The following is a 25,757-nucleotide window of genomic DNA, read 5'->3' as shown; positions in this document are numbered from 1 at the left end:
GCGTCTTCGTTATTTGGATTTAATTTAAATAAGGGTATATTTGTATCGTCTTTATAACAAAACATGAAGTTATCACAACTTAAAGTAGGCGAGCGCGGTACCGTAAAAGAATTTACTGATCTGGAAATGTCGGTAAAACTGATGGAAATGGGTTGTTTACCCGGAGAAGAGATAAGGGTTGAACGCATAGCCCCTCTTGGCGACCCGATAGCCATTAATGTAGCCGGTTACCAGTTAAGTTTACGTAAACGCGAAGCTTCAACTATTATATTGATGTAGTACCCCATACCTTGAAAGCTGATATCAGAATTGCGCTTGTAGGTAACCCTAATACCGGTAAATCAACACTATTTAATGTTTTAACGGGTCTTAACCAAAAAATAGGAAACTTTCCGGGAGTTACGGTTGATAAAAAAATAGGCTATAGCAGCCTGCCCGATGGCCGCTCCGCCGAAGTTATAGACCTGCCCGGCACCTACAGCCTTTATCCTAAAAGCCACGATGAATCTATCGTATTTTCGGTATTGGCCGATAGGAGTAATGACCATAATCCCGACCTGGTTGTTATCATATTAGATGCTACTAATCTTAAAAGAAACCTTTTACTATATACCCAGGTAGCCGATCTGAAAATACCGGTCATTGTAGCATTGAACATGATGGACATGGCAAAAAAGGCCGACCTAACCATTGATGTTGATGGCTTTGCTAAAAAACTGGGCGTGCCTGTAATACCCGTTTCGGCGCGTAAAGTTGAGGGTATTGATAAACTAAAGGAAGCAATAGCTTTTTCAAATAAAATAGCTTTTCAGCCGGATAGCATTGATGTCGGCTCTATTGCGCCACAATTAATAGCAGCCGTACAAAAGGAGATAGGTATAGATAACCCATATTATGCCTTGCAACTAGCCCACCAGCACGAAACGCTTGCATTTTTAACACCCGGCCAAAACGAAGCGATAGAAACGCTGGAAAAAGAGTTTGCCTTCCATTCGCAAAAAGCACAAGGCGCCGAAACCATTGCCCGGTATAATTTTATAAATGATCTGCTTTACGATACCGTTACTAAAAGCGTAACCGCCGAGGATGAAACCACCAGTAACCGTATTGATAAAATATTAACCCACAAAGTTTTTGGCTTTGTTATCTTTTTCGCCATACTGATGTTCATCTTCCAGTCGATATTTGCCTGGTCGGAGTATCCTATGAGCCTCATATCTGATGGTTTTGTTTGGGCGCAAAGTACCCTGCACCATTACCTGCCTGCGGGCCCTCTAACCAATTTATTGGTAGATGGCGTAGTGGCCGGCTTAAGTGGCGTAATGGTGTTTATTCCGCAAATAGCCATCCTATTCGCGTTTATATCTATTTTGGAAGATACGGGCTACATGTCGCGCGTTACGTTCATGATGGATAAGATCATGCGTAAAGTAGGCCTGAATGGTAAATCGGTAGTGCCGCTGATAGGAGGCTTTGCCTGTGCCGTACCATCCATTATGAGCACCCGCACCATTGAGAACTGGAAAGACAGGATGATCACCATTATGGTAACGCCATTAATTACCTGCTCGGCAAGGTTGCCGGTTTATACTTTGCTGATATCGCTGGTGGTACCCAATAAAAGCGTGTGGTGGATATTTAACATGCAGGGGCTGGCCTTAACTGCTATGTACCTGTTTAGTTTGGTATCGGCGGTGGTGGTAGCCTGGGTAATGAAATACATCCTCAAATCGCGCGAGCGGGGCTACTTTATTATGGAGCTGCCTGTATACCGCATGCCGCGCTGGGGTAATGTGTTGCACAGTATGTATGATCGCTCTAAGGCCTTCGTTTTGCAGGCGGGCAAGGTTATCATTGCTGTATCCGTTATCTTGTGGGTAATGGCATCTTATGGCCCGGGTAAAGGTTTCGACCAAATAGATCAAAAATATAAACAGGCCCAATATCAAAAAGCTGCCCCGGATAGCTTACAACGAATGATCGCGTCTGATAAACTGGAAAACTCTTACGCTGGTGTATTGGGGCATGCTATTGAACCGGTTATCAGGCCATTGGGCTTTGATTGGAAAATAGGTATCGCACTTATTACATCCTTTGCCGCCCGCGAGGTTTTTGTGGGCACCATGGCCACCATTTACAGCGTTAACGGCGATGCGGATAATATACAGTCGGTAAAGCAAAAAATGGGTTCGGCAAAAAATGAGCAAACAGGGCAGCCGGTGTTTACGCTGGCTGTTGCCATGAGTTTAATGATGTTTTACGCCTTCGCGATGCAATGCGCAAGCACCGTGGCCGTTGTTTATCGCGAAACCAAAAACTGGCGCTGGCCCGCAGCGCAGTTTGCGTATATGACGGTGCTGGCCTATGTGGCCAGTTTTGTTACCTATCATTTGCTGAAATAGGGATCTTTTATTGTTAGCCACAGAGACACTAAGGCACAAATTCATATTTGTGTCTTCGCGACTTTGTGGCAAAAAACCGACAAACTTCTTTTTGTTCCCATTGAATAAAACCTGATATTTGAATCAAGAGGTAAAATTGGATAAAGTAAAAATTCTGGAAACCTATCTTCCGCCAAAAGCCGCTCCGCTTATCAGTCGATGGATAGATTATTTTGTATGTGAGTTTAAAGTATCGCGTAACCGCAACTCAAAGTTTGGCGATTACCGCCATCCTTATGGTAGCGATGGGCACCGCATATCTGTAAACTACGATTTAAATCCATACGCTTTTTTAGTAACCACCGTGCATGAGTTTGCGCATCTGCATACCTGGAATGAGCATAAGCATAAAGTAAAGCCGCATGGCGCCGAATGGAAGGCCAATTTTAAACGGATGATGCAACCTTTTTTCGAAATGGAAGTATTTCCGCCGGATGTGAAGAAGGCCATTACAGGTTACCTGGACAATCCCGCCGCATCAAGCTGCTCCGATCTGAATTTGTACCGATCGCTAAGGCAATATGATGCGCCAAAACCTGATCATTTAACGGTAGAGAAACTTCCCGCCAAGGCACTCTTCAAATTAAAAGATGGCCGTGTTTTCCAAAAAGAAGAGCGCCTGCGCAAGCGTTACCGCTGTGTAGAGATCAGCAGTAAAAGAGTTTATTTGTTTAGCCCCGTGGCAGAGGTGGAGCTGGTGGAGAGGTAATGTCGAAACCCATTTCGATTTTTAATGATTATAGTTAATACTCACAACCTGTTTTATCCGTTCAAGTTACTGAAAACTAAAACCTGCATAATTTAAAAAATGCCTACTTTTGGCAAGCTATACTTTCGCGATATATGAAACTACGTTACTTTTTTATCTTTTGTCTTTTGTTTGCTGTTGGTTTGATATCATGGTCAAACGACTATATACTGGTACCCGAAAACTTTTTTATGCATAAAGGCGATAGCCTTAATGTACATTTGTTTTCGTCGGAGTTATTTGAGAGTCCTAAAGAAGTAAAATACGAACAAGCTACTACAGAAAAATTTGCTTTGTATGACGGCGGCAAAAAGATAGATCTTAAAGCTACAGCGAAGGCAAACGCGTTGCCTGCTTTGAGTTACAAAATGGATAACAGTGGCTTAGCCATGGTAGAAATGGTACGTAACTACCCTGCAGATGATGTAGATAGAGGTGACTTTACTGCCGAGCTGGAAAGCGAAGGCCTGGTAAAACTATCAGAAAAGGTAAATAATATTGGACAAAACCGTATCCGTACAAAATATACCTGCTATTTAAAAAGCCTGGTAATGGTTGATAAACCCGGTGGCAGCATTTACAGTACCGATCTGGATCATAACCTGGAAATCATCCTCAAATCAAACCCATATAAATTAAGCTATGGTGACGACCTGACCGCTATGGTGAAATTCAGGAAAAAACCTTTAGTGAACGCCCACGTTGATCTGCTTATTAAAACAGCATCGGGCAGGGTATACCCTCAGAAATTAGTTAGCGATGCCAATGGCCTTGTTTCTTTCAGCGTTAACCGCGAAGGCATTTACCTGTTGCGCACCGTAAATATTGAAGCATCAACATCAAAAACATACGATTATGAGAAATGGGGTGCCGATTACTCTTTTGCCTTTAGCAATAACAGCATTATGCCAAATACCTATAAAGAGTTTGGCTTAGGCAACCTACATTAAAATACTTATTCAGGTATCTCGGTTAATACATTTTGCGCTTTTTGTTTTTTGCGTTCTTCGCGTTTTTTACGGCGTTCTTCGCGATGGCGTATGCGCTCTGCCTTGCGGGCATCATGGGTTAGCCGATTTTGTTTAAACTGGCTTATTTTCTGTTTAATGGTTTGCTCTGTTTTTACATCGTAACCTACCGATTCTTTCAATCCCATAAATATTGAACGCCACATAAAGCTGAATATTGATGCACCTGTGCGGCGTTTGCATGTTATTTGCACTACACGCGGCGCTTCGCCATAATAAGGGTTATCTCGCTTTATGATCATGGCATTTGCCAGTAATGATATGATGCCCATTTTTTTCAAACGATTCTCTTCATTCTTTTTCAGCAGTTTGATCTTCAGATCATGATAGATAGCGGTTAGCTTACCTATGGCAAATACGCGGTTTGCCGTGATATCAAAATCCAGGCTCTTAACCTCGCCCGATGCCAACTTAACCATACCCAATGGCATACTGATAGGGTTAACATATTTTAGCGCTATAGAATCAAGATGGCCTTTAAAACCAAATGGGGCATTTTGATTGGTTAAATTAAAAGCGAAATTGGCCTTTAGTTTACTCCGTCCCATAAACAGGCCCTCTATATTAGCTATTGCTACGCTATCGGTATTTAGCGCTGCTTTGTTATTGGTTACATTATATATTTTGCCGTGTATGCGGTTAAAAATAACCGTACCCGGCTGGCCTGATTTAATGCCATACTCGGTATATAATACTTTACTATTATCAGATACAAGAGTATCTACTTTAACGTCAAGTTTTAAACGGTGCAGTAAAAGTTGAGGGAAATTCACGCTTTGATCATTAACGGTATCGTTTGGTGTAGGATTGGCATACATTTCAAATTTGCCATTGGTAAACGTAGCTGATGATGCATGTATAGTATGGTATTTACTGTATGCCTTAAAATCGAACTTGTTTAACCTTACCGAATCAAGGCCCACGGCATAACAGTCTTCGTTATTACCTTTAAAAAAATCAGCGACGGGCATAGTGGGTTTAAAGTTGATGCCCGTAGCGATGAGTTGCGATGTTTGTGTTGAGAATTTTAACGAGGCGATGTTATACATATATCGCTTGCTTTCGCTGGTACGCGAAAAATTGGTTAGCTCGGCGCTAACATCGGTGCAAAACAAAAAGCGCGACTGGCTATTTTGTGTTGTAGAGTCGATAAGCAGGTCGGTAGCTTTTATGTTTAGGTCTTGGAGCTCAATGGCATCTTTTTTTACATAATTATCTACATAGCTAAACTTTACGTTATTCAGCAAAATGCTGTTGATCCGTACCGATTTTAAAACTTTTGATATCAACTGATAAGGTGTTTTCTTGTCTTTAATTAAGGTATCCTGGTCGCGGTTGCGTTCAAAACTAACATGCAGATCGGGGCTGCTGATAATGATCTGGTCAACATCTATCCGCTTATTAAAATACAGATTTAATGGGTGCAGGTGATGAATAACAAGGCGTTGTATTTTAAGGTTGTATAAGCTGTTGGGGGCAAGGTGTATTTGTTTCTTGCGGTTATAAACCGCCATATTGGGTACAAGTTCAATATTATCAATAGTAAGCTCGCCGTTTAAAAAGCTCAGGCTCGATTTTGAAAAATTAACACTGTACAGGCTATCGGTACTTTTTAAAACAGTACTTTTCAACTTCTCGCCCAAAATTGGCGACCAGTAAAAGTTAATAAGCAATACCAGCACAGCCACAAAAACCACCATAACAGCAGCAACTGTTAATGCAATTTTTTTCCATCGCTGTTTTATGAACCTGATAACCATTATTTAAACTGTAGCTGCAATATATCTATTTTACATACATATCAAAAAAGATAGTTTTATAGTTTGGTGTAACCTGCAATAAATAAGCGGTTTAATAACGAAACGGAATTACATTGCAATAAGTTACAAAGAGATGGTTTTTATACGCTGACATTATGGCATGCAATATAATAATTTATGTATTTTTGCATTTTGAATTTTACCATGATAGGATTAGATATACCGGAGAAAACGCACGACGAGAGCAAGCAGGGTGAAGCGTTAATGTTGGAAAAAAGCCCCGTAGTTAGTAATGGCCGTAAGCTTTATATTGAAAGCTATGGCTGCGCTATGAACTTTTCGGATAGCGAGATAGTGGCTTCAATACTATCGGATAAAGGCTTTGAAACGACGAACAATTTTAATGAAGCCGATGTGGTTTTCATCAATACCTGCTCAATTCGCGAGAATGCCGAATTGCGTGTGCGTAACCGACTGCAGCATTTTAAAAATGCCAAAGCTAAAAACCCAGGTATGGTGGTTGGTGTATTGGGCTGTATGGCCGAACGCCTGAAATCTAAATTTTTAGAAGAAGAAAAACTGGTTGATGTTGTGGTTGGCCCGGATGCTTACCGTGATTTGCCGAATTTGATAGAGCAGGTTGACAGCGGACAAAAAGCGGTTAACGTTTTGCTTTCGCGCGAGGAAACTTATGCGGATATTAATCCCGTAAGGTTAAACACCAACGGCATTAACGCCTTTGTTTCAATTATGCGTGGCTGCGATAACATGTGCTCATTTTGCGTAGTGCCGTTTACACGCGGCCGCGAGCGTAGCCGTGATGCGCACTCGATCATAAAAGAATGCCAGGACTTGTTTGATCAGGGCTACCGCGAAGTGACCTTACTAGGCCAGAATGTTGATTCTTACAAGTGGACAAACGAGGAAACGACGGAACATGTTAATTTTGCCCGCCTGTTAGAATTGACCGCTTTGGTTAGCCCCGATCTGCGTGTGCGTTTCTCCACATCGCATCCAAAAGATATTACTGACGAGGTGCTGCACACCATTGCCAAATACGAAAACATTTGTAACTACATCCATTTGCCGGTACAATCGGGCAACAGCCGGATATTGGATATGATGAACCGTACCTATACCCGTGAGTGGTATATAGACAGGATAGATGCCATCCGCCGTATAATTCCCGGTTGCGCAATATCTACCGATGTGATAACAGGCTTCTGCACCGAAACCGACGAGGAACACCAGGATACCGTAAGCATGATGGATTATGTACAATATGATTATGCCTACATGTTCATGTACTCGGAGCGCCCGGGAACGCTGGCAGCAAAACGCTATGCGGATGATATTCCCGAAGAGGTAAAGAAAGCGCGTTTACAAGAGATAGTGGCCAAACAACAGCAATACTCACTTGTTCGCCTGCAAACGCAATTGGGCAAGGTGCAAAAGGTGTTGATTGAGGGAACATCCAAAAAATCGGAAAACGATTTCTGCGGTAGGAACGACCAGAACGCAATGGTGGTGTTCCCGAAAAGCGATAAATATAAGCCGGGACAATATGCGTATGTAATGGCTGAAAGCTGTACAACAGCTACTATTATTGGGAAATTAGTTGATGCCCCCCCAACCCCCTGAAGGGGGAGCTATGGCGGGTAAGTAATAATAAAATTATAAGCTATTATTCCCCCTTTAGGGGGTTAGGGGGCTATGGAGATACAAGAAATAAAACAACGCTTTGGCATTATCGGCAATTCGCCATTATTGAACAGGGCCATAAATATTGCCAACCAGGTTGCGCCGACAGATATTTCGGTGCTGATAACCGGGGAGAGTGGCAGTGGTAAAGAGGTTTTTTCGCACATCATTCACCAAATGAGCCCGCGCAAGCACGGGCCGTTCATAGCGGTAAACTGCGGTGCCATCCCGGAAGGTACAATTGATTCAGAACTGTTCGGTCACGAAAAGGGAGCTTATACCGGCGCCGTAGGCGAGCGTAAAGGTTACTTTGAAACCGTTAACGGCGGCACGATATTTTTGGATGAGATAGCCGAAATGCCTTTAGGTACGCAGGCTCGTTTGTTAAGGGTTTTGGAGTCGGGACAATACATTAAGGTTGGTTCATCAAAAGTGGAAAAAACCAATGTGCGCGTTATTGCGGCAACCAATGTTGATGTTTATGATGCCGTGCGCAATGGTAAATTCCGCGAAGACCTTTATTACAGGTTAAATACTGTTCCCTTACGTATCCCACCTTTGCGCGACAGGAAAGAAGATATTTACCTCATCTTTAGAAAATTCACTTCAGATTTTACAGCCAAATACCGCAGTCCGCCTATACAACTGGACGAGGCCGCGCAGCAGGTTTTAATAAACTATACCTGGCCGGGTAACGTGCGGCAGCTTAAAAATATAGCCGAGCAATTAGCTGTGTTGGAGCGCGACCGTACCATTACGGCGCAATCGCTTGCTACTTATATCCCGCTTGAACAAGGTGGCGGTAACAACCGGAATCTTCCCATGAAAATTGAGAACAACGGTAAAGAAGACCTGTCGGAAAGAGATATTCTGTACAAGGTATTGTTTGATATGAAGCGCGATATGGTAGAATTAAAAAAACTGGTAGCCGATATTATTGAGCACGGTGGTGTACCGCACAGCGGCAACCAGCAGGTAATAAACCAGCTGTACCGCGATATTGAACTGCCAAACAACAGCGATCAACAATTTACCATACAGCAACCCGTTCATAGTAACGATGGTAACTTTAACATAACCCACGCGGCCGAAGAGGTTGAAGAATCATTGTCGTTGATAGAAAAGGAATCGGACCTGATACGCAAGGCGCTAAAAAAGCATAAAGGTAAGCGTAAGTTGGCCGCGCATGAGTTAGGCATATCAGAACGGACCTTATATCGTAAAATTAAAGAGCTTAATTTATAAAAGGATAAATGAATAAGAGATTATTGTTACTTGTTTTTCCGTTAATGTTTGCCATGCAGGCATGCCAGATAAGGCTGAGCGGTGCATCCATCCCCCCTGAGATGAAAACCATTAATGTAAAGTTTTTTGAGAACGATGCGCAATTGGTTGTAAGTACCTTAAGCCAATCGTTTACAGAAGCGCTAAAAGACAGGATACGCACACAAACCAAGTTAAGTATTGTAAGGGGAGAGGCTCATGCCATTATGGAAGGCACCATTACCGGGTACACCATAGCCCCGGTAGCCATACAGGCATCGGCAGATGGTAAGGCACCTGTTGCAGGGCAAACCCGCTTAACTATTACAGTTAGCGTTACATACACGGCAACATATCCTAATGCCGATAAGAAGAACGACTTTAGCAATGCGTCTTTCTCGAGGTTTAAAGACTTTACAGGCGATATATCATCGCAAGAGCAAAGTTTAATACAAGACATTAATAAGCAGCTTACCGAAGATATATTTAATAAGGCTTTTGCAAATTGGTAATCAAATCCTTACTTTCAACCACGTGGATAATTTATTAGATAACGATTATAAGGATATCTTTTTCAGCTTACTGGCTGCGCCCGATAAGGCAGGCACAGTACCTGTTGATAAGCTGGAAGAGCTTGTAAAGGTATATCCACAGGTTAGTATATTGCGTGCTATGCTTGCCCGTGCCTATAAAGATACCTACCGCCCGGGCTTTGATAGTAAATTGAAAAGCGCGTCGGTGTACACGCCAGACAGGCCTGTACTTTATAAAGTGATCAATTACCCCGATAAGTTACAGGTAGTTGATGAAAGCCAGGTATTTTTGAAAGGCTCTGTAAAGAAACAGGAGCCGGTACAACAGAAAGAAATAACCGCTTTACCGCAAGAGTCGGAAATTGCTGTATTAGAGGAAGAAGATGATAATAACCCTTATCATTATGAAAATGATGTACAGGAAGCAGAAACGAAAACCTTTGATGAGTTAGACGAAGGTGCAATTTTGGAAGAAGAAGGTTATAGTGTTGAAGAAGAGGATGACGAGGAGTTTGATGAAGATAAATACCTCGCGGCCATGGAAACACAAATACCAAAGTCGCATCACGAGGGAGCTTATCTGCCTGAAGCTGATGAAGAAGGGAACGACGATGAGAATGATTACAATTCGGCTGTTGAAGAAGAAACCGCCACAGGCTTTAATGAACGTGAATTAATTGCTGCGGCCGGCAGGGGCGAAGAAGCTGAATCGGAAATTGACGATGAAATATTTGATGAGATAACCGGGATAGAAGATATAGCGATCAGTTCATCACCTTTTAAGCTCATTGTTGAAGATGGCATCATCCAGCGTGATGCTGATGACACTATTGAGGATGATGAAGAAGATACAGGGTTGGTGCTGCACGAAGCTGTAATTGATGAAGATGAAGAAATTGATGAGCCCGAAGCCCGGCAACATACTCCATATTACGAAGAGCCTCGCCAGGCTTTAAGCAACGATGCCGCGGAAGAAGAAAAACTGATATTAAGCAATATTGCGGGGGCTGATTATTTTGCCTTTAATGACAAATTTCCGGCAGCGGAAGATGGCATGCACGAAACCGTTGCACAGGAAGAGCAAACTGTTCCGGCACCCGTAGCTGTGCAAAACCAGGCCGATATTGCAGATGACGATGGCCGCGTATCAAAATATAACGATGATAAGCTGCCGTATAGCTTTATGTGGTGGTTAGATAAAACCCGCCGCGAATATGCAGGAACGTATCAGCCTTATGCAGCGTATAAACAAACCGGGCGACAAATGCAGCCGGGTGATACCATGGAGCTCCAGCAGCAGTATTACGAAAATATTTTTCATCTTACCACCATCGAAAACCTTGATAAGGCACGTGCCGAGTTTGATAACGGTAAGCACGAAGACCAGATCATTGAGCGCTTTATAAAAGAAGAGCCGCAAATAAAACCACCAAGTAACGATAAGCTGGATAACGAAAATAAGGCTAAAAAGAGTGCCGAAGATCAGGACGACATGGTTTCTGAAACACTGGCGCGTATTTATATTGACCAAATGCTATATCATAAGGCCATAACTACCTACAAAAAATTATTGTTGAAATTTCCGGAAAAAAGCAGTTACTTTGTGGCCCAGATTGAATTACTGGAAAAAAAGATCAACTAAAAAAGTAAAAAATGTATTTTTTAATCATTATCGCCATTATTGTTTGTGTGCTGTTGGGCCTTATCGTTTTAATACAAAACCCTAAAGGCGGTGGCTTATCATCTAATTTTTCAAGCTCATCGCAATTATTGGGTGTACAAAAAACAGGTGATATCCTGGAAAAAGGTACATGGATACTAGCTATCGCCTTAATGGTATTATCATTAACTATCAATGTTATTGGTAAAAGCGGTGTAGCTGCTTCAACCAACCCCGATCAGGATAAGATCATTAAAGAAGCTTCGAAACCAACTGCTCCTGCTGCTACACCATTTAATGGTTTAAAATCAACACCGCCACCTGCTGCGACGGGCAATACAAAGTGATTTCATACCAATAAGATATTTAAAGGGCTTACATGTTAAGCCCTTTTTTGTTTTTTATACTGACATGATGACACGGCAGTATGAACATAATGTTAAGCCTCATTATAACTTAATGCAATTTTGACAAACAACCGTCATCCTGCATTAAAAATGAATGCTTGGCACTATAAGTGTTGAATGCACAGCACAGATAAATTATAAACAAATCAGTACAAATAAATTAGTATAACTATGTCGTTAAACATTAAACCTATTGGAGACAGGGTAGTTGTTCAAGCTGCTGCTGCCGAAGAAAAAACCGCATCTGGTATTTTTATCCCGGATACTGCCAAAGAGAAACCACAACGCGGAACTATAGTTGCTGTTGGCGAAGGTAAAAAAGATGAGCCTTTAACCGTAAAAGTTGGTGATGAGGTATTATACGGTAAATATGCCGGTACCGAAATTACTTACGAAGGCAAAGAGTATTTAATTATGCGCGAATCTGACGTTTACGCGGTTCTGTAATTTGTTGTAAAGTTGGAAGGTTTTAATATTGAAAATGTTTTTCAATATTTAATAACCTCCCACATTCAACTAAAGGCATTAAAACAAATAAGAGGTGTTGTAATATTTTAACCTTACAACATTTCAACTTTAAAACATTCAAACACAAAAAACATGTCAAAACAAGTTAAATACAATGTTGAAGCACGCGACGCCCTGAAACGTGGCGTTGATATTTTAGCAAACGCAGTTAAGGTAACTTTAGGCCCCAAAGGCCGTAACGTGATCATCGATAAAAAATTCGGTTCACCTGCCATAACTAAGGATGGTGTTACAGTTGCTAAAGAGATAGAGTTAAAAGACGCTTTGGAAAACATGGGCGCTCAAATGGTGAAAGAAGTAGCATCAAAAACTGCTGATATTGCCGGTGATGGTACTACTACCGCTACTGTATTAGCACAAGCTATTGTAACTGCAGGCATTAAAAACGTAGCTGCTGGTGCAAACCCAATGGATCTGAAACGCGGTATTGACAAAGCTGTTGAAGCTGTTGTTAAAAATCTGCAGGCACAATCGCAGGCGGTTGGCGAAGACAATAACAAAATTAAACAAGTAGCATCTATCTCTGCTAATAACGATGAGGTTATCGGTTCGTTAATTGCCGAGGCTATGGCTAAGGTTGGTAAAGACGGTGTAATTACCGTTGAAGAAGCAAAAGGTACTGAAACTGAAGTGAAGACTGTAGAAGGTATGCAGTTTGATCGTGGTTACTTATCACCATACTTTGTTACCAATGCTGATAAGATGGAAGTGGAGTTAGAAAATCCTTACATCCTGATCTACGACAAGAAAATTTCTTCGATGAAGGAATTGTTGCCGATACTTGAAAAACAAGTACAAACAGGCAAACCTTTGTTAATTATCGCCGAAGACTTAGATGGCGAAGCATTGGCTACCTTGGTTGTAAACAAAATACGCGGCTCACTGAAAGTTGCTGCAGTTAAAGCACCAGGCTTTGGCGATCGTCGTAAAGCGATGTTAGAAGATATCGCTATCCTTACCGGTGGTACTGTAATATCTGAAGAAAGAGGTTACAAATTAGAAAATGCTGATTTGACTTACTTAGGTACTGCTGAGAAGATCGTTATCGATAAAGACAACACAACTGTTATTAATGGTTCAGGCGAATCTGAATCGATCAAAAACCGTGTTGGTCAGATCAAATCACAGATCGAATCAACTACATCAGATTACGATAAAGAAAAATTACAAGAGCGTTTAGCCAAACTATCAGGCGGTGTTGCTGTACTTTACGTAGGTGCTGCATCAGAAGTTGAAATGAAAGAGAAAAAAGATCGTGTTGACGATGCTTTACATGCAACCCGCGCGGCAGTTGAAGAAGGTATTGTAGCAGGTGGTGGTGTTGCTTTCATCCGTGCAGTTGAGTCGTTAAAAGACTTAAAAGGCGATAACGAAGATGAAAACACAGGTATCCAGATCATCCGTCGCGCTATCGAAGAGCCGCTACGTCAAATTTGCGAGAACGCGGGTATCGAAGGTTCTATCGTTGTACAAAAAGTGAAAGAAGGCACTGCCGACTTTGGTTACAACGCACGTACCGATAAATACGAAAATTTAATTGGTGCAGGTGTTATCGATCCAACTAAAGTAGGCCGTGTTGCTTTACAAAATGCGGCATCAATTGCAGCAATGTTATTGACTACCGAAGTTGTATTAGCCGACGAGCCATCGGAAGAACCGGCACATAGCCACGCTCCAATGGGCGGCGGCATGGGCGGAATGATGTAATTCATCCCGGTAACCGAAATCATACATTTTGTAAAACCCTGTCTGTTATAACAGACAGGGTTTTCTTTTTTGCCCGCAATTGGGGTTTGCATTATTGTAATTTATCGGATACATAATTACCATATCGTTAATAACATAAATAATACATGGGCATATTAAACGTATTTGGCGATTATACGTCTATCAAGTAACAAAAAGGCACAAGCTTTGATATACTGAAGACATGAAAGCGATAAGTGAAAAAACAAAAGATATTACCAGCAGCCTGATGGTTTGGGTGGTGGTAGAAGGCCCACAATTATTTGTAACTCTGTTTAGATAGGGATACATTTGCCTGTATGAATTTGAAAGATTTTTACAGCAATATATCACTATGGGGCCTGCAATATGGAACGCGGTTAATAACCGGCATATTTGTATTGCTCATTGGGCTTTGGATAATCAGGCTTTTAAAAAAGCTGGTACAGGCCAGGATGTCCAAACGGGAGATCCACTCTTCTTTACAACCTTTCTTTCTTAGCTTAACAATTACCGGTTTAAATATCCTGCTGTTTTATATGGTGCTCGATATTGTAGGGATACCGATGACCATCTTCGCTACTGTTTTAGGCACGGCAGGGGTGGCCGTAGGTTTGGCCCTTTCGGGGACATTTCAAAACTTTGCCGGCGGAGTATTGATCTTACTATTAAAACCATTTGCATTGGATGATAATATTGTAGCGCAAGGTGTTGACGGCGTTGTAACATCCATACAAATATTTTATACCGTGGTACTTACCGGCGATAATAAAACGGTGATCATCCCCAATGGTAAATTGTTTAACGAGGTGATCATCAACGTTACCCGCGAGGGTAAACGCCGGGTTGATTTTGAAATTAAGTTGGGCTATGCCGTAAATGTTGATGAAGTAACCGCCATTATAAGGGACGCTATTAAAAAGGTAGATACCATTTTGCCCAAATACGAACCTATTATTGGCGTAAGCGCGATGGAGATAGATGGCGTGAAATTTATTGTTAAAGTATGGAGTAATACCAATGTGTATTCGGCTACCAATTACAAGCTGCAAGAACATATTCTGCGCGATCTAAAAGCTGCAGGGGTTAAATTACCTGGTGTGGTTTAGTGATATCAGGTTCTCATTTCGTATATTTGTTTATGTAGCAAAGCACAGGTGCATAGCATAAGGCGGTAGTTAAATTAATTTGAAAACACCTGCTTTTACCTGTTTTTATTGCAAACATAAACTGATCTTATTAAATGCAAAAAGAGCAAATATCCGTATTCGATATTTTCAAGATAGGTATTGGCCCCTCAAGTTCGCACACGCTTGGGCCATGGCGGGCAGCACAGCAATTTGTGCAGGTTTTGCAGGATAATGATTCCCTTAAAGATGTTCAGCAAGTTAAGATATTACTGTATGGCTCCCTGGCCAAAACAGGAATAGGGCACGGTACCGATATCGCTATTCTACTTGGTCTTAGCGGCGATGACCCGGTTACATTCGATATCAGCCAGATAGGTCCGAAGATAGACGGGATAAAAACCGATCAGCAACTTGTGTTGGGTGGATTATTGCCAACCCGGTTTGTTAAAGATGAAGATCTTATTTTCCTATATAATGAGAGTTTGCCATTCCACCCCAACGCGGTAACTTTTCAGGCATTTTTAAATACCGGGAGAGCGGTATCCGAAACTTATTACTCAACAGGTGGCGGTTTTGTGGTAAAAGAAGATGAACAACCGGGTTCATCAAAAAAAGAAGTGGACCTGCCCTTCCCGATAGATAAAGCCGGCGACCTGCTCCACTGGTGCCGTAAAACAGGCCTCAAAATATGCGATGTGGTAATGGAGAACGAGTTGGCCTGGCGCTCCGAGCAGGAAACCCGCGACGGCGTGCTCAATATATTTCGTGTAATAAATGAGTGTATTTATACAGGCTGCCATACCAAAGGTAATTTACCGGGTGGCTTAAATGTTGCCCGCCGGGCGGCAACGCTCAATAAAAAATTGCTGGGTAATGCGGTGTATCATAGTTATGAAAGTTGGATAAAGGCCATCAGTAATGGGGGCAGCGGCTTTAAATATACATTGGATTGGGTAAGCTGTTTTGCTTTGGCAGTTAACGAACAGAATGCATCGTTTGGCAGGGTTGTTACCGCACCAACAAACGGTGCGGCAGGGGTAGTGCCTGCGGTACTGCAATACTTTATTGTTTTTTGTGATGGGCACAACGATGATAGTACTATTAAATTTATGCTCACCGCATCAGAGATAGGCAGCATCTTTAAAAAGGGAGCCACATTATCGGCTGCTATGGGCGGTTGCCAGGCCGAGATAGGTGTATCATCAGCCATGGCTGCAGCGGCGCTTACAGAGGCTTTAGGAGGCTCACAGCGACAGGTATTAATGGCAGCAGAGATTGCCATGGAACACCACCTAGGTTTAACCTGCGACCCGATAGGCGGCCTGGTACAGGTGCCTTGTATTGAGCGTAATACCATGGGCGCCATTAAAGCCATTACGGCATCGCAACTGGCCCTGCAAACCAACCCTGATAATGCTAAGGTGAGTTTAGATGCTGTTGTAAATACCATGTGGCAAACCGCGTTGGACATGAACTCCAAATACAAAGAAACATCGGATGGTGGATTGGCCATCAATATCCCGCTGAGCCTACCAGAGTGTTAGTAGTTATTTTAGTTGTGGTGTTACCATGAATTGAAGTGTGCTTACCCATAAGCCGTACATTTTAGCCGAAGGATGTAAGCCATCATAAGCTATCAGCGATTGGTCTGTAGCGGCCAAGCGTGATATATCAGTAATATTAAGGTAATTTACACCGGCTTTAGTGCTCTCATCTTTATTAATGGCATTATACTGGTCTATCTCTGTTGCTATTTGTGTTTTGTTATAACCTGTAGCAAATGGGGTAACGCTGTAATCGGGAATGGAGAGTACAAATACCCGCATCTTGTTACCATTGGCAAAACCTATAGCTGTATTTAAAAGCTGGACAAATTGGGTGCGGTAGTCAGCCTGGCTCATGCCCTGGTACTGGTTATTTACACCAATGAGCAAGGTAACAATATCGTATTTTTGAGTAAGATTGGCTTGCTGTATGGCATTAATGAGGTTGGCAGTTGTCCACCCGGTTACCGCTATTATTTTAAGATCAGCTACGCTATAGCCCTTTTGGCCGAGTTGGGCTTTTAGTTGGTACGGGAACGATTCGCTCAGATTAACTGATTGCCCGATGGTATAGGAATCGCCCAAAGCAAGGTATTGATACTTGCCTTTAACAACCACGGTATCAACAGGGGATGCGGGCTCAAAAGTTGGCGCATTACGAGAGCAACCGGCTAAACTTAAAAGGCTAAATAGTGCTAAGAGGAGCGTTTTCATAGATATCCATTTCAAATAATACGGATATATGATGCTTTAAGTTTTTTTGGACCTCATTAATATTAAGTGCATGCCCTAATTCCAGTTGCATTGATGATACTGCTTTGTCGTCTATCCCGCAAGGAACAATGTTTTTAAAGTAATCCAGATCGGTATTTACATTAAAGGCCAGTCCATGCATAGTTACCCAACGGCTGCAACGAACGCCCATAGCGCAAATTTTTCGAGCCCTGGCAGGGTCAGCGGCATCCAGCCAAACACCTGTGTAACCTTCATAACGTTCGCCCTTTAAGCCATAATCGGCCATGGTGAGGATGATTGCTTCTTCCAGCGTGCGCAGGTACAAATGGATATCGGTAAAGAAGTTGTCAAGGTCGAGGATAGGGTAGGATACGATTTGCCCCGGCCCATGATAGGTAATATCGCCGCCACGGTTAATAGGGTAGTAGGTGGCGTGTTTATCTTTAAGGCCTTGTTCATCTAACAGCAAATGTGCAGCCTTGCCACTTTTACCAAGGGTATACACATGCGGGTGCTCGCAAAATACCAGGTAATTGGGTGTAAGTATTTCAATCGGTGCATCAGGGTGCTCCAGGTTATGGTTTCGTATATCTGTCTTTATTTTTACCGTTGCGGCTAATAAAGCTTCCTGCGCGTCCCATGCCTCCTTGTAATCGATAAGGCCCCAATCCAGGTATTGTACTTGTTTGTTTTTCATTATTTCGCTTTCACGTATCCTAACATATAATCGTTAAAGTGCATATAATGCACATCATAGCTTTGGTTAAAGCTGCCTTTTGTAATGCTGGTTTTTATGGTGCCGGCATCGTTCCCCGTAAAGGGTTCCAACAAAATATGATCCCGGAAGGAAACCTCTTTAACGCCGTTGCATTTGTAAACAGCCTCTTTAGCGCACCAGCAGGCATACAAATGTTCCACTTTGCGCTCCGGGTTAACAAAGGCCAGCTCTTGTTTACTCAAAAACCTTTGGGCAATGCGTACCACCTTAGGGCTTATCAGTTCGATATCAATGCCTACGGGTTTGCTTTTGCTTAGCATTACCGCTGCATAATCAAACGAATGGCTCAGCGAAATATGGTAGGGCATATTAACAAGGTATGGTTTGCCGTGTTCATCAACCTGGCAATCTATATATTGGTCAGTATTCAGCATGGTGCGTAACAAAACCCTTGTCCCCAGCCAATGTAAATGCCTTTTATTATGTTTTAACGATTCCACGTAGGCCTTTTCCGTATCGTTAAGCTGTAGTTGATTATACAGGTCGTCTGCTTCCTCTTCTAACTTCCAGAGGGCAAATTCGGTGTCATCATCAACACGCATACTAAAGGCAATGGCCATAAACTTTAATTCAAAATTAAGGTGCAAAATTATATCAAATAATTCTAATTTAGGCTACTTGATATAAGTATATGATTTTATCCGACAAACGTATTTTAGAAGAGATAGATAAGGGCCAGATCATCATTGAACCCTTTCGCCGCGAATGCCTGGGTACCAACTCATACGATGTGCATTTAGGTAAATATTTGGCTTGCTACAAAAGCCGCGTATTGGATGCAAAGTTGCACAATGAGATAGAGCATTTTGAGATACCTAAAGACGGATACGTTTTGCAACCCAACCTGCTATACTTAGGCGTAACCATTGAGTATACCGAAACACATAGCCATGTGCCTTTTTTAGAAGGTAAATCGAGCACGGGGCGCTTGGGTATTGATATCCATGCCACAGCGGGTAAAGGCGATGTTGGCTTTTGCAATACCTGGACGCTGGAAATATCGGCCCAGCAACCGGTACGTATTTATGCCGGGATGCCAATTGGCCAACTCATTTACTTTGTAGTTGAAGGTGAGATAGAAACCATGTACAACACCAAAGGCAACGCTAAATACAACAACAAAACCACCCGCCCTGTTGAGAGCATGATGTGGAAGAACAAGTTTTAAAGCATAAAAAAAGGCAGGTTTGTTAAACCTGCCTCAATATTATTGAATTTATATTTGGTTAAATCTTAGCGGCAACAACCATTTCAGACATCGTTGGGCTTGGTACGCCGCCGTGTTTTTCTAAAGTTACTGCAAACATCACTGCGTTACTTACCGGTTTCATTTCCTTCATGCCGGCAGTATCAGCTTTAGCTGCATCAAATACACCCAGGTTAACCGGTTTGCCATCAACAATGGCCCATAGCTGGTATTGGTGATCTTTATCGTTAGCGGCAAGCTTCATGTCTTCAAGGTTTATCATTACCTTCTTTTTCTTAGGCATCCATGCTATTGTTAACTGTGCTCCGGGAGCTTTAGGCAAACCTTGTAATTTCAACACCTTTGCTTCAGGGTCGCGCAATACCGTTACTTCGTTCTCAATATAATTAACCTGGTTGGCAAAGCTTGTATTTTTAATCCGCAATGATGCGATGGTCTCCTGCGATTGCTGCAATTGGTTATTTAGCGAGTATATACCAAATAAACTGGCTATCAGTGCCAGCATGCTTGCCGCAAAGGCATACTTGTAAAAATTGTTAGACCTGCCCGTAAAGGTGATAACGTTATCTCTTACGTCTTCGTTATCATCATGTGTTCTTCCCTTTGTTGGGAAATTATTATCGTTTGCAAAGTTGGTTACCAAACTATTCAGTACCCGTTCGCGCAGATGATCGGGTGGTTGTACCGCGTTTTGTAAAGCGTATGCTTCTAATGATCTTTCTATCTCTGCCAGTTCAGCTTTGATCTCCGGATATTTTTCAGCCATCTCCTCCACCTGTAACTTTTCGGCCTGGCTTATATCGCCAAGAACGTAAAGCTCCAGTATCCCTGTTTCTATATATGCTTTAAAATTTTCCACTTCAATTAAAATATTTACGTAACTGCATTATGGCCATTCGTAAACGGGTTTTAACAGTGCCCAAAGGCATTCCTAATTCTTCGGCCGCCTCAACGTGAGTGTAGCCTTTAAAATAAACAAGGTCCAGAATTACTTTTTGCTCGGGTTTTAGTTTTTCAACTAACTCTTTAATACCCATTAGCTCAGGTTTATAAACGGTGTTTACTTGCTCGTCTATAAAAGTTACGTTATTTTCAAGTTCTTGGTTTTTGTTTTGATTCTTAAAATCTTTCGATCTTATTTTATCAATAGCCATATTGCGGGCAATATTTACCATCCAGGTAAATAAACGGCCTTTTTCACTGCTATAACTTTGAAAAGAGTTCCAAATTTTGATAAATGTTTCCTGCAAAACATCCTCGGCTGTAGCCGTATCAATTACAATTCTGGATATTACACCCATAAGGGAAGACGAGTACATATCATACAAAGCCTCAATCGCTATCTTCTCGCGATTGCCCAGCGCTTGTACCAGCTCTTCTTCAGTTAAGGATATTTTACGTTTTTTGGTCAACGGGGTTGAATGTATAAAGATTTACTTACAAATCAAATAAATGTTTTTCGGCATGGTAAGATGATCTTACCAATGGTCCGCTTTCTACATATCTGAAACCCATATCTAAACCTATCTGTTTGTATTTTGCAAACTGATCTGGTGTTATCCAGTCAACAACAGGATGATGGTTTTTTGTTGGTTGTAAATATTGGCCTAAGGTTAAAATATGTACACCTGCGGCTAATAAGTCTTCCATAGCCTGCAAAACATCTTCTTCATGCTCACCCAAACCCAACATAATACCCGATTTTGTTCTGAGTCCGGTTGCTGATATGCGGCTTAGGCATTCTAAACTCCTGTCGTATTTTGCCTGTATGCGCACCTCTTTAGTTAAGCGTCTCACTGTTTCCAGGTTGTGTGATACCACCTCTGGTCTTACGGCTGTTACGCGGTCAAGGTTTTCCCAGATGCCTCTAAAATCTGGTATCAGGGTCTCTAAAGTGGTAGTAGGGCTTTCACGGCGAATAGCATTTATGGTTTCCGCCCAAATGGTCGATCCTCCATCTTTCAGGTCGTCACGGTCAACCGAGGTAATTACACAATGTTTAACCTGCATCAGCTTAACCGAATTAGCAACGCGGTTAGGCTCGTCCATATCAACTGCAAGGGGTCTGCCTGTAGCAACAGCGCAAAACGAGCATGAGCGGGTACAAATATTACCCAATATCATAAAGGTAGCGGTACCTGCTCCCCAGCATTCGCCCATATTAGGACAATTCCCGCTTTCGCAGATGGTGTGCAGCTTATGGTCGTCCACTAATCCGCGAACATGCGCATACTCTTTCCCTACAGGGAGTTTTACGCGAAGCCAATCTGGCTTGCGTTGTGTTTGGTTTGCAGAAACAACCGGTAATTCGATCATACAACAAAAATAGATAAATAAGATTTAAAAAACACGCCCGTTATTAGTTATTGGTTATTGAGTTGTTAGATTTGCGTCAAATTAAGTAGTTGCTATTGTGTTATTTATTATTAAATTGTTGGATGGTTTCGCTACCTGAAACAGTTTAGTCAAATCATAATTCAATGACAATGTAACTTTATAACTCAACAACAAACAACTCAATAACTCAAAAAAACATGGCAACTGTTGAAACTATTTATATTGGCGAATTGCGTACAAATAATACACACCTTCAGTCGGGCACTCAAATTATAACTGATGCGCCTACAGATAACCAGGGCAAGGGCGAAGCTTTTTCGCCAACCGACCTTTTGGCTACCTCATTAGGTACCTGTATGCTTACTACAATGGCTATCAGAACGGCTAAAGATAATATTGACCTTGATGGCGCTAAATGTTTTGTTACCAAAGTAATGGCAGCCAACCCACGCCGCGTATCTGAAATTGTTGTCGAGTTTAAGTTTGCCAAAAACTATACCGAAGAACAAAAGAAACAACTTGAAGAAATTGCCTATACCTGCCCGGTTTACTACAGTCTGAGCGAAAGCTTAGTTAAGACTGTTGATTTTGGATGGTAAGCTTTTGAATGTGCAGATGTGCGAATGAGTAAATATGCAAATGAAAAGTATTTCTATCATTTGCACATCTACAATTTGCACATTAAAGAACAGTTACCGCTTCTTCAACAGATATTTGTCCGTGCGATTGATCTAAGATGCATTCGCCGTCTTTGATCAAAAGCATTTGTGGTGATTCGTGGTGTACCTGGAAATCAGATGCTATTTTGTTAGATAACTCACGGTATTTTATCAGGTCTAAAAAGTACATCGAAATATCAGGTGGCAGTTCATCGCCATCCATTTCAAACCTTCTTTTAGCCATCATGCTGATAGAACAGCGGGTACTATGTTTAAAAATAATACTATAACCGGGCTGTTTTTTAATCCCATCAATCTGTTCAGCCGTTTCTAATAGAGTCCAGTTAATCATGCCAAAAATAATATGTATGCCTAATTTTACCCGCAAAAATAAGGCAATAATTACGCCACAGAAGCATAATGGTAAAAATTTGACAAGGAGGTGTTTATTTGTGGTTTGAACCGTACGCGGCGCACAATTGCGACCTGCACGATGAAACCGTGCTACCTAATGCGATTGCCAGGATGGTGATGTAGATTAACTTTTTCATGCTACAATATTTTGCAATATAACGCTTTTAAACGAAATTAATTATCTAGGGTTGCAGCTAAATTTGCCATCTTAATGGCGGTAACTGCGGCTTCAACTCCTTTATTACCATGTTTGCCGCCTGCACGGTCTTCGGCCTGCTGTTGGTTATCGGTAGTTAATACACCAAATATAACAGGTTTGCTGTATTTTATAGCAACATTACTTATACCGTTAGCTACCGCGTTACAAATAAAATCGAAATGGCGGGTCTCGCCCTGGATAACACAACCCAGGCAAATAATAGCATCAAGCTTTAAATTTTTAAGCAATAGGTCGGCACCCGAGGTTAATTCAAAGCTGCCCGGTACGGCGTAGGTGAAAATATGCTCGGGCAATGTGCCGTGGTCTATCAGGCTTTGGTAAGCGCCGCCATACAGGGCATTGGTAATAACCGCGTTCCACTCGGCCACTACTATCCCAAATTTATAATTAACAGCCGATGGTACCTCGGTATGAGAAAAATCGGACAGGTTTTTTAACTGGGTAGACATTGCTATTTTTGATTTATTGAATGATCGATTTATTGAATAAAGAATTAAAATAATCAATCATTCAATAAATCAGTCATTCAATCATTGTCTTATTGTTTCGCCTCGTCGCGGGCTATGTAACTATCTATAACCTGGGCCTCTGCACTTTGCGGATACTCGCTTTTAATCTTTTTGTAAGTATCAATAGCCGATTTCAGATCATTTTCAGCTTCGTAAACCAAACCTAACTTTTTAAGGTAAAAAGGAGTGTGGAAGGTATTCTTAGCCTTGTCTGCAGCTTTTTGAAAATAGGTTTCAGCTTTGCTGTAATCTTTAAGCTCAACATAAGCATCACCTGTTTGGCCCAATGCTTCCGATGCGATAACGTTATCATCGCCTCTAAAGCTGGTTAGGTTGGCAATGGCTTTTGTGTACTCGCCTTTGTTAAGGTAAGCAGTACCTAAATAAAAATAAGCAAGGTTGGCAGCTTTGGTATTGCCATACTCACTAATGATCTTTTCAAATCCCGGGTAACCGGCATCGCCTTTAATGGCCTTGTCCCAATCTTTTTTAGCCCATGCATCCTGCGCTACAAACATTTGGTTGGCAGCTTCGGTTTCGCGTGGTGCCAGGTAAAACTTTTGATAACTAAAATATCCTAAAACAAGCAATATAATTGCTGCTGCTATAAAAATGAGGCTTTTTTGGTTGTCTAAAACAAATTTGCCGGTTTGGCCAAAATCTTTGTTATTGGTATCAATTGGTGTACTTACGTTCGTATTTGACATTTCTTGTCTAAAATTAAGAGTGCAAAAATACAACTTTAGATTTTTTTAGCAATATCTTTTTTATGTTAAATATTTGACTCGTTTTTTAACCCTTAAAATGGCCTTTAATATTAACTTTGATGCATACTTATCATGCATTTAAAACAACTGTCTTTACTCAATTTTAAAAATTACAACGAGGCCGAATTAAGCTTTCAGCCCGGCGTAAATGTTTTTGTGGGCAGTAATGGCGCGGGCAAGACCAATTTGCTGGATGCCATGCATTACCTGTCGCTCTGCAAAAGCTATTTTAACCCTATTGATAGCCAGCAGATAAAGCAGGGTGCCGATTTTTTTATGATAAACGGAGTTTTTGAAAAAGACGAGCACAAAGAAGTAATAGCATGTGGCCTGAAACGCAATCAAAAAAAACAGTTTAAGCGTAATAAAAAAGAATACCAGCGCCTTGCAGATCATATCGGGCTTTTTCCATCGGTTATGATATCACCTTACGATATCAGCATTATTATTGAAGGAAGCGAAGAGCGGCGTAAGTTTATTGATAACGTAATATCGCAAACAGATAATCAATACCTGGATGAGTTGATCACCTATAATAAAACATTGATAAACCGTAATGCCTTATTAAAGCTGATAGCCGATACCGGTAAGTACGACCCTGCTTTGTTAGAGGTGTATGATGAGCAACTGATATCATCGGGAAACCGGATATTCCAAAAGCGTAAAGCGTTTATGGAAACCTTTACTGATATTTTTAACCGGCATTACCAATTTATTAGTGATGATGCGGAGCAGGTAGCCCTGGTTTACGAGTCGCAATTACTTGCAGATGATTTTGCAGCATTACTTAAAAGATCGGTTGAGCGCGACAGGGTGCTGGAGCGTACCACCGCCGGCATACATAAAGATGACCTGCAGTTTACCATACATGGCATGCCCATGAAAAAATTTGGATCGCAGGGGCAGCAAAAGTCTTTTTTGATTGCCTTAAAGCTGGCACAATATAGTTTTTTACAACAGCAAAAAGGGTATAAGCCTTTACTATTGCTTGATGATATTTTTGATAAACTGGATGAGCACCGTACGGTGAAGCTGATGCAGATGGTATCTAACAATGATTTTGGGCAGGTTTTTATAACCGATACCAGCGCTGCCCGTATAAACCAGATATTTAATACCCTGGGCGTACAGATAAAGATGTTTAAGGTTGATAAAGGAGAGGTAACAAATGAGCAGAACTAACGATAAATCGATGAAAGAGGCCATTGAGCAGATGCTCAATGTGTATAAGATAAAGCGTAAGTTTGATGAAACATCGGTTGTTGCGCATTGGAGCGAACTGATGGGCAAATCGGTAGCTAACCGAACTAAAGAGATCTATATCTATAATAAAAAGCTGTTCCTTAAAATAGAATCGTCGGTAATAAAGAATGAGATACAATTAATGCATTCACAAATTATTCAAAAAATTAACGAGAGATCGGGAATAGAATTGATAGAAGAAATTATCTTCCTCTAGTTGTACGATAAGCCTGAATATCTGTTAGGATAGACGAGAAAATGATCAAAAACACACCCGGAACTAAAAATATAAATTGTATTTCGGGGTGAAAATGATAGAAACTGTAGCAATATAATGAAAGCAAAACTATCCCTACCACATATAAAAAATACTTCGCTGCTTTCATGTCCCTGTTTAAATTAAAAAGATTTTTAACTAAAA

At 41.5% G+C, this 25,757-nt stretch carries 27 protein-coding genes; 17 read left to right on the top strand and 10 right to left on the bottom strand.

Features of this window, described 5'->3' with window-relative positions:
* Window positions 1–63: 63 nt before the first annotated feature.
* From KXQ82_RS15335 to KXQ82_RS15320, 4 genes are all read left to right on the top strand, one after another.
* A complete protein-coding gene (locus tag KXQ82_RS15335; RefSeq protein WP_219489319.1) occupies window positions 64–279 on the top strand; it encodes a FeoA family protein in 216 nt (71 codons plus the stop codon).
* 11 nt (window positions 280–290) lie between these two features.
* On the top strand, window positions 291–2,402 hold the full coding sequence (feoB, locus tag KXQ82_RS15330) for a ferrous iron transport protein B (protein WP_219489318.1): 2,112 nt from the start codon (window positions 291–293) through the stop codon (window positions 2,400–2,402).
* Window positions 2,403–2,520: 118 nt separating this feature from the next.
* Window positions 2,521–3,150: a SprT-like domain-containing protein gene (locus tag KXQ82_RS15325; protein WP_255563677.1), complete on the top strand. Its 630-nt coding sequence runs from the start codon at window positions 2,521–2,523 to the stop codon at window positions 3,148–3,150.
* A gap of 134 nt (window positions 3,151–3,284) precedes the next feature.
* A complete protein-coding gene (locus KXQ82_RS15320) occupies window positions 3,285–4,139 on the top strand; it encodes a DUF4198 domain-containing protein (protein ID WP_219489317.1) in 855 nt (284 codons plus the stop codon).
* Window positions 4,140–4,144: 5 nt separating this feature from the next.
* Here the strand turns inward: KXQ82_RS15320 and KXQ82_RS15315 are convergent, their stop codons facing one another.
* Complete coding sequence (locus tag KXQ82_RS15315) at window positions 4,145–5,977, bottom strand: hypothetical protein (protein ID WP_219489316.1); 1,833 nt, start codon at window positions 5,975–5,977, stop codon at window positions 4,145–4,147.
* A 204-nt stretch (window positions 5,978–6,181) separates the two neighbouring features.
* Between KXQ82_RS15315 and miaB the strand changes: the two genes are divergently transcribed.
* The 9 genes from miaB to KXQ82_RS15270 all read left to right on the top strand — a co-directional run bounded on the left by miaB (window position 6,182) and on the right by KXQ82_RS15270 (window position 16,468).
* Window positions 6,182–7,618, top strand: coding sequence for a tRNA (N6-isopentenyl adenosine(37)-C2)-methylthiotransferase MiaB (gene miaB / locus KXQ82_RS15310; RefSeq protein WP_219489315.1), 1,437 nt, complete (start codon window positions 6,182–6,184; stop codon window positions 7,616–7,618).
* Window positions 7,619–7,690: 72 nt separating this feature from the next.
* Complete coding sequence (locus KXQ82_RS15305; RefSeq protein WP_219489314.1) at window positions 7,691–8,923, top strand: sigma-54 interaction domain-containing protein; 1,233 nt, start codon at window positions 7,691–7,693, stop codon at window positions 8,921–8,923.
* Window positions 8,924–8,931: 8 nt separating this feature from the next.
* The gene (locus tag KXQ82_RS15300) at window positions 8,932–9,453 is read left to right on the top strand and encodes an LptE family protein (RefSeq protein ID WP_219489313.1); all 522 of its coding nucleotides are present in this window, start codon (window positions 8,932–8,934) and stop codon (window positions 9,451–9,453) included.
* Window positions 9,454–9,475: 22 nt separating this feature from the next.
* Window positions 9,476–11,116, top strand: coding sequence for a DUF8458 domain-containing protein (locus tag KXQ82_RS15295; protein ID WP_219489312.1), 1,641 nt, complete (start codon window positions 9,476–9,478; stop codon window positions 11,114–11,116).
* Between the two features lie 11 nt (window positions 11,117–11,127).
* On the top strand, window positions 11,128–11,481 hold the full coding sequence (gene secG, locus KXQ82_RS15290; RefSeq protein ID WP_219489311.1) for a preprotein translocase subunit SecG: 354 nt from the start codon (window positions 11,128–11,130) through the stop codon (window positions 11,479–11,481).
* A gap of 231 nt (window positions 11,482–11,712) precedes the next feature.
* Window positions 11,713–11,988, top strand: a complete 276-nt coding sequence (locus KXQ82_RS15285; RefSeq protein ID WP_219489310.1) for a co-chaperone GroES — start codon at window positions 11,713–11,715, stop codon at window positions 11,986–11,988.
* Between the two features lie 153 nt (window positions 11,989–12,141).
* The gene (gene groL / locus KXQ82_RS15280; protein WP_219489309.1) at window positions 12,142–13,776 is read left to right on the top strand and encodes a chaperonin GroEL; all 1,635 of its coding nucleotides are present in this window, start codon (window positions 12,142–12,144) and stop codon (window positions 13,774–13,776) included.
* Between the two features lie 338 nt (window positions 13,777–14,114).
* Window positions 14,115–14,903 (top strand): mechanosensitive ion channel family protein, encoded by a 789-nt coding sequence (locus KXQ82_RS15275; RefSeq protein ID WP_219489308.1) that lies wholly within the window; start codon window positions 14,115–14,117, stop codon window positions 14,901–14,903.
* Window positions 14,904–15,037: 134 nt separating this feature from the next.
* Window positions 15,038–16,468 carry an L-serine ammonia-lyase gene (locus tag KXQ82_RS15270; RefSeq protein WP_219489307.1) on the top strand — a complete coding sequence of 477 codons (1,431 nt, stop codon included), beginning with the start codon at window positions 15,038–15,040 and terminating at the stop codon, window positions 16,466–16,468.
* A 3-nt stretch (window positions 16,469–16,471) separates the two neighbouring features.
* On the opposite strand, the gene KXQ82_RS15265 is transcribed toward KXQ82_RS15270, so the two are convergent.
* From KXQ82_RS15265 to KXQ82_RS15255, 3 genes are read right to left on the bottom strand one after another with little or no spacing between them, the layout of a single operon-like run.
* Window positions 16,472–17,182 carry an SGNH/GDSL hydrolase family protein gene (locus tag KXQ82_RS15265; protein ID WP_219489306.1) on the bottom strand — a complete coding sequence of 237 codons (711 nt, stop codon included), beginning with the start codon at window positions 17,180–17,182 and terminating at the stop codon, window positions 16,472–16,474.
* Window positions 17,154–17,900, bottom strand: a complete 747-nt coding sequence (gene lipB, locus KXQ82_RS15260) for a lipoyl(octanoyl) transferase LipB (RefSeq protein WP_219489305.1) — start codon at window positions 17,898–17,900, stop codon at window positions 17,154–17,156. Before lipB ends, KXQ82_RS15265 begins: the two co-directional genes overlap by 29 nt.
* Window positions 17,900–18,541, bottom strand: coding sequence for a 4'-phosphopantetheinyl transferase family protein (locus KXQ82_RS15255; RefSeq protein WP_219489304.1), 642 nt, complete (start codon window positions 18,539–18,541; stop codon window positions 17,900–17,902). Before KXQ82_RS15255 ends, lipB begins: the two co-directional genes overlap by 1 nt.
* 71 nt (window positions 18,542–18,612) lie before the next feature.
* Between KXQ82_RS15255 and dcd the strand changes: the two genes are divergently transcribed.
* The gene (dcd, locus tag KXQ82_RS15250; protein ID WP_219489303.1) at window positions 18,613–19,149 is read left to right on the top strand and encodes a dCTP deaminase; all 537 of its coding nucleotides are present in this window, start codon (window positions 18,613–18,615) and stop codon (window positions 19,147–19,149) included.
* Between the two features lie 58 nt (window positions 19,150–19,207).
* Here the strand turns inward: dcd and KXQ82_RS15245 are convergent, their stop codons facing one another.
* Genes KXQ82_RS15245 through lipA form a run of 3 tightly spaced genes read right to left on the bottom strand, consistent with a single transcriptional unit; the run spans window position 19,208 to window position 21,504 of the window.
* Entirely contained in the window at window positions 19,208–20,047 is an 840-nt protein-coding gene (locus KXQ82_RS15245; protein WP_219489302.1) for an anti-sigma factor, read from the bottom strand.
* A 1-nt stretch (window position 20,048) separates the two neighbouring features.
* Window positions 20,049–20,600, bottom strand: a complete 552-nt coding sequence (locus KXQ82_RS15240) for an RNA polymerase sigma factor (protein ID WP_219489301.1) — start codon at window positions 20,598–20,600, stop codon at window positions 20,049–20,051.
* 25 nt (window positions 20,601–20,625) lie between these two features.
* Window positions 20,626–21,504, bottom strand: a complete 879-nt coding sequence (gene lipA / locus KXQ82_RS15235) for a lipoyl synthase (protein ID WP_219489300.1) — start codon at window positions 21,502–21,504, stop codon at window positions 20,626–20,628.
* A 218-nt stretch (window positions 21,505–21,722) separates the two neighbouring features.
* Here lipA and KXQ82_RS15230 point away from each other — a divergent pair, with 218 nt between their 5' ends.
* Complete coding sequence (locus tag KXQ82_RS15230) at window positions 21,723–22,124, top strand: OsmC family protein (protein ID WP_219489299.1); 402 nt, start codon at window positions 21,723–21,725, stop codon at window positions 22,122–22,124.
* Window positions 22,125–22,206: 82 nt separating this feature from the next.
* Here KXQ82_RS15230 and ytxJ read toward each other — a convergent pair whose 3' ends face one another.
* The 3 genes from ytxJ to KXQ82_RS15215 all read right to left on the bottom strand — a co-directional run bounded on the left by ytxJ (window position 22,207) and on the right by KXQ82_RS15215 (window position 24,034).
* Window positions 22,207–22,536: a bacillithiol system redox-active protein YtxJ gene (gene ytxJ, locus KXQ82_RS15225; RefSeq protein ID WP_219489298.1), complete on the bottom strand. Its 330-nt coding sequence runs from the start codon at window positions 22,534–22,536 to the stop codon at window positions 22,207–22,209.
* A gap of 236 nt (window positions 22,537–22,772) precedes the next feature.
* A complete protein-coding gene (ribH, locus tag KXQ82_RS15220; protein ID WP_219489297.1) occupies window positions 22,773–23,267 on the bottom strand; it encodes a 6,7-dimethyl-8-ribityllumazine synthase in 495 nt (164 codons plus the stop codon).
* Between the two features lie 89 nt (window positions 23,268–23,356).
* Complete coding sequence (locus KXQ82_RS15215) at window positions 23,357–24,034, bottom strand: tetratricopeptide repeat protein (RefSeq protein ID WP_219489296.1); 678 nt, start codon at window positions 24,032–24,034, stop codon at window positions 23,357–23,359.
* 132 nt (window positions 24,035–24,166) lie between these two features.
* On the opposite strand from KXQ82_RS15215, the gene recF reads away from it, so the two are divergent.
* Complete coding sequence (gene recF, locus KXQ82_RS15210; protein ID WP_219489295.1) at window positions 24,167–25,276, top strand: DNA replication/repair protein RecF; 1,110 nt, start codon at window positions 24,167–24,169, stop codon at window positions 25,274–25,276.
* Window positions 25,263–25,553 (top strand): DciA family protein, encoded by a 291-nt coding sequence (locus KXQ82_RS15205; RefSeq protein WP_219489294.1) that lies wholly within the window; start codon window positions 25,263–25,265, stop codon window positions 25,551–25,553. Before recF ends, KXQ82_RS15205 begins: the two co-directional genes overlap by 14 nt.
* Window positions 25,554–25,757 lie beyond the last annotated feature (204 nt).

Source organism: Mucilaginibacter rivuli (genome assembly GCF_019391655.1).
In the GTDB taxonomy this organism is placed as follows: Bacteria; Bacteroidota; Bacteroidia; order Sphingobacteriales; family Sphingobacteriaceae; genus Mucilaginibacter; species Mucilaginibacter rivuli.
The sequence above is the reverse complement of the archived record's forward strand: the minus strand, read 5'-3'. Positions and strand labels throughout refer to the sequence as shown.

Bases quoted from the DNA above. Each gene is read 5' to 3' on its own strand.
- KXQ82_RS15315 (WP_219489316.1), bottom strand. From the start codon at position 5,977: ATGGTTATCAGGTTCATAAAACAGCGATGGAAAAAAATTGCATTAACA.
- KXQ82_RS15300 (WP_219489313.1), top strand. From the start codon at position 8,932: ATGAATAAGAGATTATTGTTACTTGTTTTTCCGTTAATGTTTGCCATG.
- lipA (WP_219489300.1), bottom strand. From the start codon at position 21,504: ATGATCGAATTACCGGTTGTTTCTGCAAACCAAACACAACGCAAGCCA.
- KXQ82_RS15255 (WP_219489304.1), bottom strand. From the start codon at position 18,541: ATGGCCATTGCCTTTAGTATGCGTGTTGATGATGACACCGAATTTGCC.
- ytxJ (WP_219489298.1), bottom strand. From the start codon at position 22,536: ATGATTAACTGGACTCTATTAGAAACGGCTGAACAGATTGATGGGATT.
- KXQ82_RS15335 (WP_219489319.1), top strand. From the start codon at position 64: ATGAAGTTATCACAACTTAAAGTAGGCGAGCGCGGTACCGTAAAAGAA.
- KXQ82_RS15270 (WP_219489307.1), top strand. From the start codon at position 15,038: ATGCAAAAAGAGCAAATATCCGTATTCGATATTTTCAAGATAGGTATT.
- recF (WP_219489295.1), top strand. From the start codon at position 24,167: ATGCATTTAAAACAACTGTCTTTACTCAATTTTAAAAATTACAACGAG.
- lipB (WP_219489305.1), bottom strand. From the start codon at position 17,900: ATGAAAAACAAACAAGTACAATACCTGGATTGGGGCCTTATCGATTAC.
- KXQ82_RS15285 (WP_219489310.1), top strand. From the start codon at position 11,713: ATGTCGTTAAACATTAAACCTATTGGAGACAGGGTAGTTGTTCAAGCT.
- ribH (WP_219489297.1), bottom strand. From the start codon at position 23,267: ATGTCTACCCAGTTAAAAAACCTGTCCGATTTTTCTCATACCGAGGTA.
- KXQ82_RS15320 (WP_219489317.1), top strand. From the start codon at position 3,285: ATGAAACTACGTTACTTTTTTATCTTTTGTCTTTTGTTTGCTGTTGGT.
- KXQ82_RS15305 (WP_219489314.1), top strand. From the start codon at position 7,691: ATGGAGATACAAGAAATAAAACAACGCTTTGGCATTATCGGCAATTCG.
- KXQ82_RS15230 (WP_219489299.1), top strand. From the start codon at position 21,723: ATGGCAACTGTTGAAACTATTTATATTGGCGAATTGCGTACAAATAAT.
- secG (WP_219489311.1), top strand. From the start codon at position 11,128: ATGTATTTTTTAATCATTATCGCCATTATTGTTTGTGTGCTGTTGGGC.
- dcd (WP_219489303.1), top strand. From the start codon at position 18,613: ATGATTTTATCCGACAAACGTATTTTAGAAGAGATAGATAAGGGCCAG.
- groL (WP_219489309.1), top strand. From the start codon at position 12,142: ATGTCAAAACAAGTTAAATACAATGTTGAAGCACGCGACGCCCTGAAA.
- miaB (WP_219489315.1), top strand. From the start codon at position 6,182: ATGATAGGATTAGATATACCGGAGAAAACGCACGACGAGAGCAAGCAG.
- KXQ82_RS15205 (WP_219489294.1), top strand. From the start codon at position 25,263: ATGAGCAGAACTAACGATAAATCGATGAAAGAGGCCATTGAGCAGATG.
- KXQ82_RS15215 (WP_219489296.1), bottom strand. From the start codon at position 24,034: ATGTCAAATACGAACGTAAGTACACCAATTGATACCAATAACAAAGAT.
- KXQ82_RS15275 (WP_219489308.1), top strand. From the start codon at position 14,115: ATGAATTTGAAAGATTTTTACAGCAATATATCACTATGGGGCCTGCAA.
- KXQ82_RS15265 (WP_219489306.1), bottom strand. From the start codon at position 17,182: ATGAAAACGCTCCTCTTAGCACTATTTAGCCTTTTAAGTTTAGCCGGT.